The organism is Mucilaginibacter sp., from assembly GCF_039925265.1.
Taxonomy (GTDB): Bacteria; Bacteroidota; Bacteroidia; order Sphingobacteriales; family Sphingobacteriaceae; genus Mucilaginibacter.
Genome location: NZ_JBDSZG010000011.1, coordinates 13,412 through 28,431, shown reverse-complemented (window position 1 = coordinate 28,431; position 15,020 = coordinate 13,412). Strand labels below are relative to the sequence as shown.

Below are 15,020 nucleotides of genomic sequence, written 5' to 3'. Positions count from 1 at the left end.
ATAATTTGATGATGATAGTAGTAGCATTAATAGGCGGATTGATATTAGGCATCCTGTTTTTTGGCGGTTTATGGCTGACTGTAAAAAGAACTTTAGGTTCGCCATACGTTGCATTATGGCTTTTGGGAAGCTCACTGATAAGAACGGGTATTGTATTAACCGGGTTTTATTTCATGGCCCAGGGCAGTTTGTTACAATTACTGGTAAGTGTCGCCGGGTTTATTGCGGGCCGCCTTTTAATTTTAAGGCTCACCAGGCAGATCGAGCAAAAGCAAGTTATCGTAACAGAAAGCAGCCCATTATGAATTTAACGCCAGATCAGACCATATTTTGGAGTAATGGTTTTATCACCATCAACCTCACCATCGTAACTACGTGGGGTGTTATGTTATTTATGGTGATCGGTGCCATACTGATTACGCGCAAGTTGAAAACTACGCATAAAATTTCCCGATGGCAGTGTATCCTCGAAATGATCGTAACGGGCATCAATGAACAGATCAAAGAAGTCGGGCTCGAAAACCCCGAACAATACATTGGCTTTATCGGTACACTTTTTCTATTCATTGCCATGTGTAACTTCTGGATCGTTTTACCCTGGTATCAGCCGCCGACAGGTTCCCTTTCCACCACTGCCGCATTGGCGATCGCCGTGTTTTTGGCCGTGCCTTTTTTTGGCATTCAAAAGAGCGGCTTCTTCGCCTATCTGAAGACCTACATCAAGCCGACTTTCATCATGTTGCCTTTCAATATCATCAGCGAATTATCAAGAACGCTGGCACTGGCCATCAGGTTATTTGGGAATATTATGAGCGGTGGAATGATCATCGCCATTTTGTTAAGCATATCTCCTTTATTTATTCCTATTGTCATGAAGGCCCTTGGCCTCCTTACCGGGATGGTACAGGCCTATATCTTTAGTATCCTGGCTACGGTTTATATCGCGGCAGCGGTACAGGAAAGCATCAAAAAGAAAAAATTAGTAAATAAAAGCACCAATTAAATAGATAAAAATGGATAATGTATCAGTAATAGCAGTAGCATCAATTATTACAGCCGGCCTTACAACAGGCATCGGTTGTATGTTCCCGGCATTAAGTGAAGGTAAGGCGGTAGCAACCGCTTTAAGTTCCATAGCGCAACAGCCGGACGCGGCGCCCACCATAACCAGGACCCTGTTTGTCGGCCTGGCCATGATCGAGTCAACAGCCATTTATTGCTTCGTGGTTTCCATGATCCTGATCTTTGCAAACCCATTCTGGACACACATTATTGCTAAATAACACACCATGCAAATTAATTGGTTTACGGTAATCGCGCAGATCGTCAATTTCCTGGTGTTGGTTTGGCTGATGAAAAAATATCTCTATAAGCCTATTCTGGCGGCTATTGATGAGCGCGAAAAAAAGATAGCTGCTGAGCTTGCGGACGCCAAAAGCAAAATGACTGAGGCAAAGAAAGAACAGGATGAGTTTCAACAAAAAAACAACGATTTTGATAAGCACAAAAAGAAGCTAATGGACCAGGCAACATCAGATGCTGATAAGGAACGGGAAAAGCTTTTGGATACTGCAAAAAAGGAAGCTGCGGGTGTAAAAGAAAAACTGGAAGCAGCATCAAAGGAATTACAAGAAAATTTGAGCGATGAGATCTCAAAGAAAACACAGGATGAGGTTTTCGCTATCGCAAAAAAAGCCCTCGCCGAATTGGCTTCAACTGACCTTGAAGAACAATCCGTTCATGTTTTTATCAAGAAGATAAAAGCGATCACTGACAAAGATAAAAAACAGTTCATCGGCGCTTTCCATTCGGATTCGGCCCCGATAAAGGTTAAAAGTGCTTATGACTTAGCTGAAAAGGATCAAAAAGGCATACGATCCGCAATTGCGGATATACTTGGAGATGAAGTTAAATATGAGTTTAAGACGGATCCTAAAATGATCAGCGGGATCGAACTGGCAGCTAATGGGTACAAACTATCCTGGAGTTTAGCCGCGTATGTTAATTCACTGGAAAAGAGTGTAGTGACGACAATAAACAAAACTCATCAAGCTGTAAAGTAATAACAATATGCCTTCAAGTACTTTAAAAAACAGTATAGCCGACACTTTCCACCAGTTGGATAAGGGTTTGGCGGAGCATGTATTCGCATTCGCACCCCGCGAGGTTGGCTATGTGACCAGCGTGGCCACGGGTATTGTAAAAGTTTCGGGATTGGAAGGTGCCGGCTTTGAAGAACTGCTTAAATTTTCGGAAGACCTGTACGGCATTGCCTATAATTTAGATGAAGATGAGATCGGCGTTATCCTGCTTGGTGAAGATACCTTATTGAATGCCGGAGACGAAGTAGAGCGTACCGGCCGGGTGATGGATATCCCGGTAGGCGACCATTTGATCGGCCGGGTAATTGATCCCATGGGGATACCCATTGATGGGAAAGGCAATATCGCAACCAACAAAAGGTTACCCATTGAACGGCCTTCGCCCGCTATCATGGACCGAACAGCCGTAAATGCGCCTTTACAAACCGGCATAAAAGTTATTGACGCACTAATTCCAATTGGCCGCGGCCAGCGTGAACTGATAGTGGGCGACCGGCAAACCGGCAAAACACAAATAGCAATTGATACCATACTTAACCAGCAAGGAAAAGATGTGGTTTGCATTTACTGTGCTATTGGGCAACGCGCTGCCGCTGTCGCCAAGGTTATCGCCAACCTGGAACAAAAAGGTGCTATGGATTATACCGTAGTTATGGTGGCCGAAGGTAACCATGCTGCGGGATTGAAATATATTGCGCCTTACGCGGCAACCAGCATAGCCGAACACTTTATGGAAGAGGGTCGTAACGTGCTCATTGTATATGACGATCTTACGCATCACGCGCGGGCCTATCGTGAACTTTCGCTGCTGTTACGCAGACCACCCGGACGAGAAGCATTTCCGGGTGATATTTTTTATATTCACTCCAGGTTGCTGGAACGGGCTACGCACCTGAGCGCTCAATTAAAAGGCGGATCGCTGACGGCCTTACCTATTATCGAAACTGAAGCGCAAAATATCTCCGCCTATATCCCAACCAATCTGATCTCTATTACCGATGGACAGATCTATCTATCGCCCAAACTATTTGAAGCCGGAAATTTACCGGCAGTTGATGTGGGTAAATCAGTTTCCCGTGTCGGGTCTGCTGCACAGTTACCCGCCTACAAATCTATTGTCAGCTTGAAATTACAATACGCGCAATTTGAAGAGCTGGAAAACTTTTCTCGCTTTGGCACCCGTCTGGATGACAATACTAAAAAGGTGATCGATCATGGCCTGCGTATCCGATGTTGCCTCAAACAAAACGAATTGCATCCCTTAACGGTTTCAGAACAAATAGTCGTATTATTGGCTTTAACGAGCGGGCTTTTTGATGCTATACCTGTAGATAAGATCGCCGATGCCGAAGCGGTTATTCTTAAAGATATGGGACGATTTCCTGCCGAAGTGCTCAAACGGCTTTTTGATGACAAACCTTTAAACGACGCAGACCATGATACGATCCTGAAAATCGCCGGCGAACTTCTTGCTCCCTTTAACGAAAAGCCGGAAGCGGAAAAACCAGAACCTGATAAACCCTCGAAGTAATGGATACGCTGGAAGATCTGAACCGGAAATTGGATGGTGCAAAAGATATCAAATCGGTTGTTAAAGCCATGAAGGCTATGGCTGCTGCCAATATTTCACAATATGAAGCGGCGGTAGCTTCACTTGGCGATTACTATCATACCGTTACACTGGGTATTAAGGCTTATTTAAAAGCGGAAAAAATACAAACGGTAATTGAAAATCCGGGAGCCGGAAAAGATGAAGATCAAACAGTTTGTGTTATTGTCTTCGGATCGGATCTTGGGCTGGTAGGCCAGTTCAATGACCTGCTATCCGGTTTCGTGCAACAATCTTTTAATGTTATTACCGGTAAAAAGGAAATTTGGGTGATCGGCGAACGTATTCAGGCGCTTTTAGCAGACGCAGGGCTTAATATTACGAAGTCTTACGCTGTTCCTGTTTCTATTGATGCCGTTACACCGTTAATTCAAAGTCTTTTGATCGAAATTGAGGAAATTCGTGAAACCAGGCATCTAAAGCAGTTTTATGTATTTCATAATCAGCCCAAAACAGGGTCGAGCTATGAGCCGGTTTTGCAAAGGTTATTACCGCTTGACGAAAAATGGATGCAGGATCTGATGGCTATACAATGGCCGACAAATACTATACCCGAAGTTATTGGCAATACGGTGACCACTCTAAGCGCACTTATCAATGCCTATCTATTCGTTTCGGTATTTAGAGCAAGTACAGAGTCATTGGCGGCAGAAAATGCCAGTCGATTGGAAGCGATGCAGCGGGCTGAAAAAAGCATAAGTGATATGCTGGAAAGCTTAGGCAAGAAATTCCAGAGACTACGTCAAAGCATGATCGACGAAGAGCTTTTCGATGTCGTTTCCGGATTTGAAGCTTTAAAGAAAGAACATCAATAACATAAATCATTATTATCAAACAACGATATGACCACAATTAAAAACATCAAACCATTAAGTGCAGAAGAACTTTTCGACCTGCTAAAAAAGGAATTTGCCCCTTACATCAATTCAAAACTGGATTCGGGTTTAACAATTGAATATGCGCATGTTTATGACGTGATCAATATTTCATTTCCCGAAGTTATAAACGGTATCGCCTTTACCGTTATCGCCTCCGTTGATGAGGTATTACTTGAAAAGAATGAAGAAAATATAGATTATGACTCAGCATTATTGGAAGGTCATTTAATTGATTTTCTTAAGGAAAAATGCGAGTAATAAACCTTTCCATGTAAATAAAGTAAACAACTAAAAAAGAGAAGATGTTAAGAGAATTAAATGATTATCAAATAGACACCTTATTGAAAGATCAATTGGTCGGTCGAATCGGGTGCCACGCAGCTGGCGTTACCTACATTGTTCCGGTAAATTATTTATATGACGGTACAGATATTTATTGTCATTCTGCTAAGGGGATGAAGATTGAAATGATGCGCGAGAATCCATTAGTTTATTTTGAAGTGGATAACATCAAAGAAATTACCAACTGGGAAAGTGTCATCGCCTGGGGAAAGTTTGAAGAGATCACGGAAATGGAAGAAAAACAAAAAGTTCTCCAAAAGTTGACAGACAGAATTACACCGTACATAATGGATGATTCAATTACCCGTGAACACGGCTTCGTTGATAAAGAAGGTGATATCGGGACTACTGTTGAATTGATTATTTACAAGATCGTAGTAAGTAAAAAAACCGGACGATTTGAAAATAGGTAATTATCAAAAGCTTTAATAATTAATTTTAACGCCAAACAGATTATTTACCAGCGTTGAAATTGATTATTAGGTTGTGTAACGGCGAAGTCCGGCATTGGTTATGACCAACTTTGCAAGTTCGTTGATGTATTCAAAGTTAGATGACGTCTTAGAATCAAGGTTTCCAGATAGGCTAATATGAAATTCCCTTTATCGGGATGGGGAATAAAAAGCTGTCCAAAACATTCCAGTGTGCTGACGACACATGATCCTTAAATGATTTCATACTTTGATGCATGGCGGCAGCATAGTCTTTATCAAATTTTAACAACAATATTTCCAATTCCGCCAACTTGGCTTTAATCGCCTCTGTGCGGGCTAACTTACCTTTTGGCAATTCTGCATCCAGGTTAGTGAAATTGTCTTTAAATAGCTCGTCGGCTTTCGCATAAAACCCGCTGAGCAGTGGAACGCAGGTATAAGTCTTCATGTGATCAAATTCGACGGCAGCTTTAATATCTACATCGTCCGTCGGACCATACTCATTAGCTGCCAGTAAAGAAATATAAACAGGAAACATCAGGAATTCCTGTTGTTCGGCGTAGGATAATTTTTCGAAAGCTTTCATCTTGATTATAATTTAATTGTTTATTGACAGGCTGAACCTTGTATTTATTATATAATACCAGGCAGGATATCGGGAATGATCATTTTGGCTACCCCTATACGGTTATCAGCCATCCCATAGTAAACATCAATTCGGTTGGGTTCTCCAATATCCTCGCGGCGGTCTATACCAGTCGGGAACACCACATTCGCGATAGTTCCAATTGTTTCCTCCGGTAATTCGGGAATTAATATGGGGTTAGGCGAACGATACAATATTTTTTGCGGATTCTTTTCTGAAAGGATCATCACCCCGGCGGAATAGCATAATTGGGGTTTGGAAGCCGTTGATCCCTCCAATTCATGTACTCCGTGATATACCATGAGCCACCCATGTTTGGTTAATAAAGGTGGCGCACCGGCACCAATTTTCAAGTTCTCCCATGGTTCTTCGGGCAGAGCCAAACGATGGTTGGACGTGAATTTTGCATATTCTATGGTAGTGTCTTCTCCTAAATTATAATATGAGATCCAGATACTCTCTTTATGTGAATCCATTTCACTACCCCCATGTTTAACGATTTCTTCCGGGGTTGTGCCCGGAAAAAGTGGGCGGTGCAACATACCGATAGAAGGGTGTCCGTGAGGGCTAGGAATACTTAAAGGGAAAATGCTGGCATCTTTATTATTAATACCATTAAAGTTAATGTGCTTATACGAAAGGTACTTTACCAGCCCTAAGCGTTCCCATTTAAACAAGTCTTTGGACCTTGCCACAGCAATACGCGGCCCATCTGGCCCAAAGGCAGTATAGGTCATTATATAGTGCTGTAATGGTTCTACATAAGTCACCCTTGCATCTTCGCAACCGCCTCCACCGTTGGGGCGTTTTTCATATTCGGCTTCAGGTTGTAACACTATGCCCAAACGTTCTACGCCAATCGGGTCGCCGGTTTCATTAAATTTTATTCTCACTATGCCTATACGGGAGTAATTGTTTTTTGCCACCAAACGCGGGAAAAGGTAAAGGCTACCATCCGGGCCACGGGTTGCTGCTGGGTTAAGTACCCCCTCGGTCTCCAATTCATTGCCCGGTTCGGGCTCCATTATGGTGCCGATGCGTTGTAGCTGGAATGGGATCATGCTTTTTTGCTTTTATATTTATTATCCAAACAGGCAACGATCGTTTCGATAATTCTTTTCGTTTCATCAGGATCACGAACCTGAACACAAGCTACGCCCGTTTTTATAGCAGGATGATCGTTTCCCCCTTCAAATAAGGCATCACCTATAAATAGCATTTCTGATATTTTAATGCCCGATACCTCTTGAAGCTTATGTATACCATACGCTTTATCAATGCCAGGTTTAGTTATATCGATGGAAGTAGCGCCACCCATCTCGACAGAGAAATGTTTGAGTGATTTGTCAAGCCTGTTTTTAACTCTTTTACGTTTGGCAAAATCGTTGTCCCAATCTTTTTTCTCTTTTAACGGTGCGCTTTGTCCCAATGCCGAGAAGGTAATCTGGCTGCCTCTGTCCTCTATCTGATCTCCCCATGTTTTTTTGATATCCAGGCCTGATTCATTAACCGCTTGGTTCAAATTATCGATGATCTTCTTTTTTTCCTCGTCACTAAAGTTCTCGGCATACAATTGTTTCCAGCCGTGTTTATATTGATAATATTTGGTGCCGCATGTGGGAAGTATGAAAAGTTTCTTCGGCGACTGTTTTTTGGATAAATGATCTAACACCTGCTTTTCGAATTGCGGCCAGTCTCCTCCGGATATGATGGCAACATGGGCGACTTCAAGTAGCTGACCTAAATGAAGGGACATTTCGTTATCTATAGCAGATTTGCTTTCGGCAAGTGTTCCATCTAAATCAAAAATTATTAGCTTTTTCATGAATGTTCGGAGGTTTCTTTACTGGGTATGCCTATTTGTAATAGGCTAATTTCATCGTTGGGTTGAAGATCACATCCTCCCACAGCAGCCGGTAACAGCATAACATCCCCTTTACCGATCTGATATGCCTTTGTATTGCATATAAGCTTACCAGATCCTTCTAAACAAACTAAAATAGTTGGCTCATTTTTGAAACCAACATTAAAAGGCGACTTGTATTTCATGCGCCATAATATAAAGTGCTCGTTATCAAATAATTTTTCGGTGTTCGTTTGATGAGCTTCTATAACCGGCTTTACCGGCCCAATATCAACCTGGTCAAAATCAATGCAGGCCATCGCTTCATCTACCTGGAGATCGCGTGGTTTTCCGGTTTTAGAGTCGGTTCGATCCCAATCGTAAAGGCGGAAAGTAACGTCGCTGTTTTCCTGCACTTCAAAAACTACGGTTCCGCCAAGCGTATGTACCGTGCCGGAATGAATAAATACAGCATCCCCGGGTTTTGGTATAAAACTATGAAGTTTGTCAGCTACACTATGGGTTTGAATAGCCTGACGCAAATTTTGCTGATCGGTACCTTTCTTTAGCCCGGCATATATTCGGCTGTCTTTACCTGTTTCTAAAACCACCCAGGCTTCCGTTTTTCCAGTGTCACCTTTGGGTATATAACTTTTTTGATTGTCTGAAGGATGAACCTGTACCGACAATACTTCCTTGCAATCCAAGAATTTCAACAAAAGCGGGAAATGATCAAATCGGTCAGCCAGTTTGCCCATAAGTTCTTTAGGATATTCTTTCATCAATTGAGTGATGGAATAACCCTTTAGGGAACCTTCAGTAACTTTGCTGGCATGATCCTTACGATCGCTCAATATCCATGCTTCACCTATAGGTTCCTCTTTTGGCAGCGGTTTAGAAAGTAAATTCTCTAATTTTCTGCCTCCCCAAAGGCGGTATTGATAGATAGGTTCGAATTTTAAGGGGTATAATGCATTATTCATGTATTATAGTAAGCATATTTAATGTAATAAGTTTCGATTATAATAAAAGAGAGGTCAGTAGATAAACAATAAAGTTCAGATCATTAATTTCAAATTAAATAGTAGTTACAGGTGTCTAAATGTCATTCGTCAAGGTTGCTACTTCCGTTTTGCGGCTGATATTATGGATTACTTCGTCCAATTCAAACGCTGACTGTAACAAATAGGTCATCATTTCCCTTGTTGCATCCGGAAGCCCCTCGGTATTATTAATCAGCGGTATTAGACCCATGATCCTGGCGAGCAGTGCCCGTATCACATGTGACTGCATCCACGAAATTTCGCGCAGTTTTTCATTTTGTTCTTCTACAGCGTGAATATAATTAAGGTTAGTTGTAATATTAGTAGCAATAGCGATACGGGCATTTTTTCCTTTATAAATGACCGGGTTGCTTTGGATATCAACACTGATCTCTTCACCATTCTTTTTTTTATGGACAATGGAGTGATGCGATGTTGTACCTGTTGTTTCCTTAATTCAATCAGCGTGTCGCCGGTAAGGGGTGTATCACCCGGGCGGCTGAAGTTGTGTGATCGACATTTTTAAAAACGCTTCACGGCTATACCCGTATTGGTTAATGGTTGCTTCATTAACATCAAGGAATCGTAAAGTTTCCAGGTCGAATCCTAATTTGGGTAATGGGCTTAGCTGGAACAAATTGTTATATCTTTTTTCTGATTCGATCAAAAACTCTTCGGAAATCTTACGCGCAGTAATGTCATTGGCGAAGCAGGACAGGCCGGTAACGATATCTTTTTCTCAAATAGGATGAATAGAGAAACTGGTATAACTGCGAAAACTGCCGTTGTGGAACTCTTTTTTCAAATTGAACGATTTCACCGTTGAGTGCCTTTACATATATGCGCTGCCATTCCGAGAATTCTGTAGGATTAAATTCGCCGATAAAGTCGAATACATTGTAACCCGGCGAGATGGTTATGCCGTAGAGTTCCTGCATCGTTTTTTCCAGTTTGGCGTTGTAAGTGATGAACCTGAATTCACGATCGAGCGAATAGATAAAAGCATCCGTATTTTCGATCACCGCGTTCAGATTGGATTCTGACGTAAGGAGCTTCTGTTCGGCTCGTATCATGGATAAGATCGCAAAAGCGGCTGGCCGTGAGGATTTGGCACCGATTTCCTAATTATGTAATAATCAAACAAAATTCTGTAAAAGCAGTTGTTAAAGAATATCCTACATTTGTAGTATCCATGAAGAAAGCGGCGGTTTTAAGTATAGCGGCATTTTACCTGTTACTCACAACAGGTATGTTCGTCTGTATTGTACACTGCGCCGGCGAGTACTTTTTACAGCCGAAAATGGCCATGCACGATGACGACCATGAGGATCACGACGTGCATGAGCATAATAAGAAAAAGCATTGTGGTGATAAAGACTGTGGATGCTGCGATAAACACGATAATTATGTGATCAAGGAAAATATTCCGCCAGTCCCTGATTTTCAGGCACCACAGATCGCCATCATTGCCCAACATCAAATTTTCCTAAGCTCGTTACAAGATTATCCAGTGGTTGCCCGTTTGTCCTGGCATGAAAGCCATGCGCCTCCGGACCCATCCGGTAAATCCATCGTTATAAAATTTCGTTCCATCCTTATTTGATTCAAGCATCTCTGCAATCTCAGCAGCATGGCATTCTTTTGTTTTAACTTTAACAATCGCTTGAATTAATATACATGATACTTCATATTAAAAATATGGTATGCGACCGTTGCATTATGGTTGTCCGCCAGCAATTAGAAAATTTACATTTCCGGGTAACAGACATTGTTTTGGGGAAGGCAACCATTGATCCTGATCCTGATGAACAGACTTTACTGGAAATAGCTTCCTCTTTAAAGGTAATGGGCTTTGAGCTGATCGACAGCGAAAAGCAGCAGATCGTTGAACGTATAAAGAACCTGGTTATTCAGCAAGTTCATTATACCGACTTGTCAAAAAGCCACATCAATTTTTCAGACCTGCTTTCTTCCCAGCTTTTTAAAGACTATGCTTACCTGAGCCGTTTATTTTCTGAGTATGAAGACATCACCATCGAAAAGTTTATTATCCAGCAAAAAATAGAAAAAGTAAAAGAATTGTTGGAATACAATGAATTAAATTTAAACGAGATCACCTGGAAAATGGGATATAGCAGCAGTGCCCACTTGTCTACGCAGTTTAAAACGATTACCGGTTTAACGCCTAGCCAATTCAAGGCTTCTGAAAAAATGAAAAGAAAAGCCATTGATAAAATTTAATTCATTACAAAACAAATTAATCATGTATCTGGTTCAATGATAAAGCTTTAATCATGGAAAAGGGAAATTACAAGATGTTTGTTTGGATGCTGTTCTTGTCATTTATCATCATGTACGGAGTGCTGTTTTTAAATGTTGATCAGGCCGATCATATTTATTTAAGCCTGACCCGCCTTTATATGACATTAATGATGGTAGCTGCTATGGCTGTTTTGATGTTAGCGATGATGCGGATTATGTATAAAAACCGTAAGCTGAATACCATTATCATTCTATCAAGTGTTGCGGTTTTCATTCTTTCTCTTGTTGGCGTCCGGACCCAGACTTTTGTTGGCGATGTGCAATATATGAAAGGGATGATCCCACATCATTCCATAGCAATTATAACCAGCAAAAACGCGCATATTAAAGACCCGGAAGTAAGAAAACTTGCAGACGGGATTATTGCAGCCCAGGAAAAGGAAATTGCCGAAATGAAAAAAATACTGGCCCGTATGGGTAAATAACAGGTTGTCTTTAAGCACTACTGTTATAATAACATTAATTTTTTTTATAAATCAGCATTAAACATATTCTAATCCAGTAAATACCTTTTTTAATCGATATCTTTAAATACTGATTGCTGTCGCTTACATGAGAAGAATTTGTGCTATAGCCATGACCTTATTTTACCTGTTGCTTTCAACAGGTGCCTATGCCTGTTTGCTACATTGTGCTACGGACTACCTTGCCACTCGATTAGAAAATAGACAAGAGGCTCAGGTTACAGATAAGGACCAAGCACATAACGAAAAAGAAGGCGATGAAGACTGCCGTAATGGTGAATGCAACTGCTGTTACCATCATGGCACTTATGTCGTAAAAGAAAATGCGAAGATCGGTTCACATTTTAGTTTTCATCCGACAGATTTAGGTATATTGCTTTTGCAAACTGAAAGCTGTCTGTACATTCCGTTAAAAATTGCGAACAAGGTTAGCTGGCCAAGGCCCAACGGGCCACCTTTTCTGCGCAGCCAGCCAATTTATCTTTCCAACCAATCCCTTCTAATCTGATTCAAGCTAATGCCGGACCTGCCGGTAAGGATACCTATTATCTCATTTTTAGCTTGAATTACCACCATGAATTCCCATTTAATTTTAAATGCGGCACATTTTCTATTGGAAAGTTTGCTCGGCACACCTGCGTTCCCTGAACAAGAGTGTGTCAATATAAAGTACGTATTTGCATTGCAATACAAATCATTCCTCGCAATTAACGGCTACCGCTTATTGTCAGACCTTCAACTGGGGCAAGGAATATGAAGCAGCATATTATTTATACCATCCAAAAAAAATCTGGCGGGAATGCCGAGATCAAGATCGTACCCGGCACCATTCCAGGCTTCAACGGGCGCGCCAGTATTACAGGTGTTTTCCAGCTATTTTATGTAATCCCCAAGCCTTTCAAACATAAGACCGCCGATGTAGATATGGATACCTACATGGGGTTTGCAGGCAACCTGATATTTTTAAACGAAAATTTTTTTGAATGGCGTTATGAAGGACAGGCCTTTGCCGAAACGGAAATTGCGCAGCTGGTGAAGATTATCCAGGATCATGTGAAAGAATGGTTTGATGACGCTGACAATCAGCCTGTTTTAAAGGAGGAAGATCTTCATGATCCAGAAAGCACCATGTATATGAGCGACGAGCAGCTTGCAGCGATCATGGAACACCCATTGTATGATATCTCGCCATATTTCATATTCGGCCCGGAGGATGATGTCGTCGGTATCGTACAAAATGGCGAGGGCTTTGATATTCATATCAACGGGGCTATCGCCGCTTATCTCCAAGTTCCTGAAGTAGCCGCACATGAAATTGTCGCCGGGGCGATTGACGAACAGGAACTGGTAAAGGAGATTGTTCGGAGGATAAGGGCGGTACGAGAATTATAATTTCCAGGTTATTTTGATCGCTTAGATATATTTGTCTGAACTTTTCTAATTTAGGGTATCCGTTTACTGCGGATACCTTTATTTTATCCGCTACTTATGAGTGAACATTTACAATCCATTATTGCACAATATAAAAGCGATCAGGAATCGGTTTATAATACCTGGTTCATCAATAACGAAGAACGGTTAAAAGCATTTCGCTCTATTCGCAGGGGGGTATTACAAGTTATTGATGATATTAAGACCAGGCGATTTGGTAACGATTTTAAAGGAACGTCACTTGAATTTGTATTAAGTTGCATTACAGAGCAAAAGCAAGTTTTTGAAGGGGCATCGCATCCTTTTTATTGGAAACCTAAATTACGGATACCTGATATTTATGAGAACCAGAATAATAAGATAGCATTTGGCCAATTTTTGGAGAACTGTATCAACGCAAAAAATGAAGAACAGATCATCAGGGAAATTGAAAAACTGGATGCTTTAAAGATCAAAGGGTTGGGGCCTGCTGTGGCAAGCATCCTATATTTTTTACATCCAACTTTGATGCCTCCATTTAATACGGCGATCATTAATGGGTTTAACTATCTTTTCAAAGACAAAAAGAAATTAGGTAGCTGGAGCGAATACCTCAAGATCAGGGAAATCATCATGGATATGAATCGCAAGCATTGCAATGAATTGTCTTTAGATATGGGTGCATTCGCAGGCTTGTTATTCGAGGTGGGAACACAAAAGCTGTTGTTAGGTAAAGATGAATACCTTTCAGAAACGGAACGCACAAGGCTTGAAAAGTTGATCGCAAAGCGGCATAAGGACAAACGGGTTGAAACTGAGGACGAACACTTGCACAATGAAATGCAGAACCATTTATTGAAGATTGGTCATTCCCTCGGATATGATGTGATCGCAGCTTCCAATGACCGTTCTAAATCATGGAACGGTAACAAGTTTACTTTTATTTCACTGGCAGATTTCCCGGACTTGACATTAGAGAAAGAAGTATTAAATACTGTTAAATTAATAGATGTGCTATGGTTTGAAAAAGGAACGGCAAAAGTTATCGCTGCTTTTGAGGTCGAAAAGAGTACCAGTATCTATTCCGGTATTTTGAGACTGACAGATCTAAGTTGCAGTGTGAATAACAAGGAAGAGGTCTTATACCTCGTGGTGCCGGATCAGCGGGAAAAAGATGTGATCATGCAGCTATCGCGACCGTCGATCAGGCAAGGAAATATGCAAATGAAGTATATTTGTTTTAGCGATCTGCGGCAACACTGCGATGCCTTATGTAAATTTGGCGATAATCATTCTATCATGCAAAAGATAGCTCGGACAGTCATTTAACAGAACCTACAATAGGATATAATTTAAAACGTAATTATATAAAACAATTTAAACGCCTGTTGTTTAACTTTGTGACTGAAGATGAAAAGTAAAGCGCTTTTATTATTATTCATATTCCTGCTAAACACCGTTACCGGGTTTGCTTGCGCTTTACGTATGTCTATTCATGAACAGGAGGAAACTACAGAACACCATGATACAAGTGCTGAAGTTACCGATCACCACCACAATGGCGATGAAGCTACCGAACATCATCATGAACATCGCAAATTATCCCAGCTCTTAGCTCATGAAGAACCATTATTTACTGGAACCGCTATGGCTAACAATGATCCATGTTGTCAGGGAGCGGTTAACAATTTTAATACTTTAGCCAAGGTAACTCCACAGTCAAGCCACATTATTTTACTGGCACCCTTTACTTACATTGGTACTTATCACCAATTCTTTTTAAAGCTGGTTTCAGTTAGTCTAACCAATCAATTCGTATCGATTGACGGACGACGACGGCCTCCCACATATCCTATCCGCATCGCGCTGCAAAGCTTTCAGATTTGATTAATTAATAGATTTTCCGAACTATGGCTCTGCCATGTTC

Annotated in this window: 20 protein-coding genes; 15 read left to right on the top strand and 5 right to left on the bottom strand. The window is 41.2% G+C overall.

What is annotated here, in order from left to right; all coding sequences use genetic code 11:
* Window positions 1-8 precede the first annotated feature (8 nt).
* From ABIX36_RS04415 to ABIX36_RS04380, 8 genes are read left to right on the top strand one after another with little or no spacing between them, the layout of a single operon-like run.
* Window positions 9-305, top strand: coding sequence for an ATP synthase subunit I (locus ABIX36_RS04415; RefSeq protein ID WP_348080952.1), 297 nt, complete (start codon window positions 9-11; stop codon window positions 303-305).
* The gene (locus ABIX36_RS04410) at window positions 302-1,003 is read left to right on the top strand and encodes a F0F1 ATP synthase subunit A (protein WP_128532103.1); all 702 of its coding nucleotides are present in this window, start codon (window positions 302-304) and stop codon (window positions 1,001-1,003) included. Before ABIX36_RS04415 ends, ABIX36_RS04410 begins: the two co-directional genes overlap by 4 nt.
* A 10-nt stretch (window positions 1,004-1,013) precedes the next feature.
* Window positions 1,014-1,283 (top strand): F0F1 ATP synthase subunit C, encoded by a 270-nt coding sequence (locus ABIX36_RS04405; protein ID WP_128532102.1) that lies wholly within the window; start codon window positions 1,014-1,016, stop codon window positions 1,281-1,283.
* Between the two features lie 6 nt (window positions 1,284-1,289).
* A complete protein-coding gene (locus ABIX36_RS04400; RefSeq protein ID WP_348080951.1) occupies window positions 1,290-2,063 on the top strand; it encodes a F0F1 ATP synthase subunit B in 774 nt (257 codons plus the stop codon).
* 7 nt (window positions 2,064-2,070) lie between these two features.
* On the top strand, window positions 2,071-3,633 hold the full coding sequence (locus tag ABIX36_RS04395) for an alternate F1F0 ATPase, F1 subunit alpha (protein ID WP_348080950.1): 1,563 nt from the start codon (window positions 2,071-2,073) through the stop codon (window positions 3,631-3,633).
* Window positions 3,633-4,526: a F0F1 ATP synthase subunit gamma gene (locus ABIX36_RS04390; RefSeq protein WP_348080949.1), complete on the top strand. Its 894-nt coding sequence runs from the start codon at window positions 3,633-3,635 to the stop codon at window positions 4,524-4,526. The genes ABIX36_RS04395 and ABIX36_RS04390 overlap by 1 nt, the downstream gene beginning before the upstream one ends.
* Before the next feature lie 27 nt (window positions 4,527-4,553).
* Window positions 4,554-4,847: a hypothetical protein gene (locus ABIX36_RS04385; protein WP_348080948.1), complete on the top strand. Its 294-nt coding sequence runs from the start codon at window positions 4,554-4,556 to the stop codon at window positions 4,845-4,847.
* Window positions 4,848-4,891: 44 nt separating this feature from the next.
* Window positions 4,892-5,344, top strand: coding sequence for a pyridoxamine 5'-phosphate oxidase family protein (locus ABIX36_RS04380; RefSeq protein ID WP_348080947.1), 453 nt, complete (start codon window positions 4,892-4,894; stop codon window positions 5,342-5,344).
* 172 nt (window positions 5,345-5,516) lie between these two features.
* Here ABIX36_RS04380 and ABIX36_RS04375 read toward each other — a convergent pair whose 3' ends face one another.
* From ABIX36_RS04375 to ABIX36_RS04355, 5 genes are all read right to left on the bottom strand, one after another.
* Window positions 5,517-5,951, bottom strand: a complete 435-nt coding sequence (locus tag ABIX36_RS04375) for a hypothetical protein (RefSeq protein ID WP_348080946.1) — start codon at window positions 5,949-5,951, stop codon at window positions 5,517-5,519.
* Window positions 5,952-5,998: 47 nt separating this feature from the next.
* Window positions 5,999-7,072, bottom strand: a complete 1,074-nt coding sequence (locus ABIX36_RS04370; protein WP_348080945.1) for a glycosidase — start codon at window positions 7,070-7,072, stop codon at window positions 5,999-6,001.
* A complete protein-coding gene (locus tag ABIX36_RS04365; protein WP_348080944.1) occupies window positions 7,069-7,836 on the bottom strand; it encodes an HAD-IIB family hydrolase in 768 nt (255 codons plus the stop codon). The genes ABIX36_RS04370 and ABIX36_RS04365 overlap by 4 nt, the downstream gene beginning before the upstream one ends.
* Window positions 7,833-8,837, bottom strand: a complete 1,005-nt coding sequence (locus ABIX36_RS04360; protein ID WP_348080943.1) for a type I phosphomannose isomerase catalytic subunit — start codon at window positions 8,835-8,837, stop codon at window positions 7,833-7,835. Before ABIX36_RS04360 ends, ABIX36_RS04365 begins: the two co-directional genes overlap by 4 nt.
* Window positions 8,838-9,595: 758 nt before the next feature.
* Window positions 9,596-9,970, bottom strand: coding sequence for a hypothetical protein (locus tag ABIX36_RS04355; protein WP_348080942.1), 375 nt, complete (start codon window positions 9,968-9,970; stop codon window positions 9,596-9,598).
* A 119-nt stretch (window positions 9,971-10,089) separates the two neighbouring features.
* Here ABIX36_RS04355 and ABIX36_RS04350 point away from each other — a divergent pair, with 119 nt between their 5' ends.
* The 7 genes from ABIX36_RS04350 to ABIX36_RS04320 all read left to right on the top strand — a co-directional run bounded on the left by ABIX36_RS04350 (window position 10,090) and on the right by ABIX36_RS04320 (window position 14,980).
* Window positions 10,090-10,500 carry a hypothetical protein gene (locus tag ABIX36_RS04350; RefSeq protein WP_348080941.1) on the top strand — a complete coding sequence of 137 codons (411 nt, stop codon included), beginning with the start codon at window positions 10,090-10,092 and terminating at the stop codon, window positions 10,498-10,500.
* Window positions 10,501-10,574: 74 nt separating this feature from the next.
* Window positions 10,575-11,138, top strand: coding sequence for an AraC family transcriptional regulator (locus ABIX36_RS04345; protein ID WP_348080940.1), 564 nt, complete (start codon window positions 10,575-10,577; stop codon window positions 11,136-11,138).
* Between the two features lie 53 nt (window positions 11,139-11,191).
* Window positions 11,192-11,644, top strand: a complete 453-nt coding sequence (locus ABIX36_RS04340) for a DUF305 domain-containing protein (RefSeq protein ID WP_348080939.1) — start codon at window positions 11,192-11,194, stop codon at window positions 11,642-11,644.
* Window positions 11,645-11,795: 151 nt separating this feature from the next.
* Entirely contained in the window at window positions 11,796-12,191 is a 396-nt protein-coding gene (locus ABIX36_RS04335; protein WP_348080938.1) for a hypothetical protein, read from the top strand.
* Between the two features lie 245 nt (window positions 12,192-12,436).
* Entirely contained in the window at window positions 12,437-13,075 is a 639-nt protein-coding gene (locus ABIX36_RS04330) for a hypothetical protein (RefSeq protein ID WP_348080937.1), read from the top strand.
* Between the two features lie 96 nt (window positions 13,076-13,171).
* Window positions 13,172-14,422, top strand: a complete 1,251-nt coding sequence (locus ABIX36_RS04325; protein ID WP_348080936.1) for a hypothetical protein — start codon at window positions 13,172-13,174, stop codon at window positions 14,420-14,422.
* An 81-nt stretch (window positions 14,423-14,503) separates the two neighbouring features.
* Window positions 14,504-14,980, top strand: a complete 477-nt coding sequence (locus ABIX36_RS04320; RefSeq protein ID WP_348080935.1) for a hypothetical protein — start codon at window positions 14,504-14,506, stop codon at window positions 14,978-14,980.
* Window positions 14,981-15,020 lie beyond the last annotated feature (40 nt).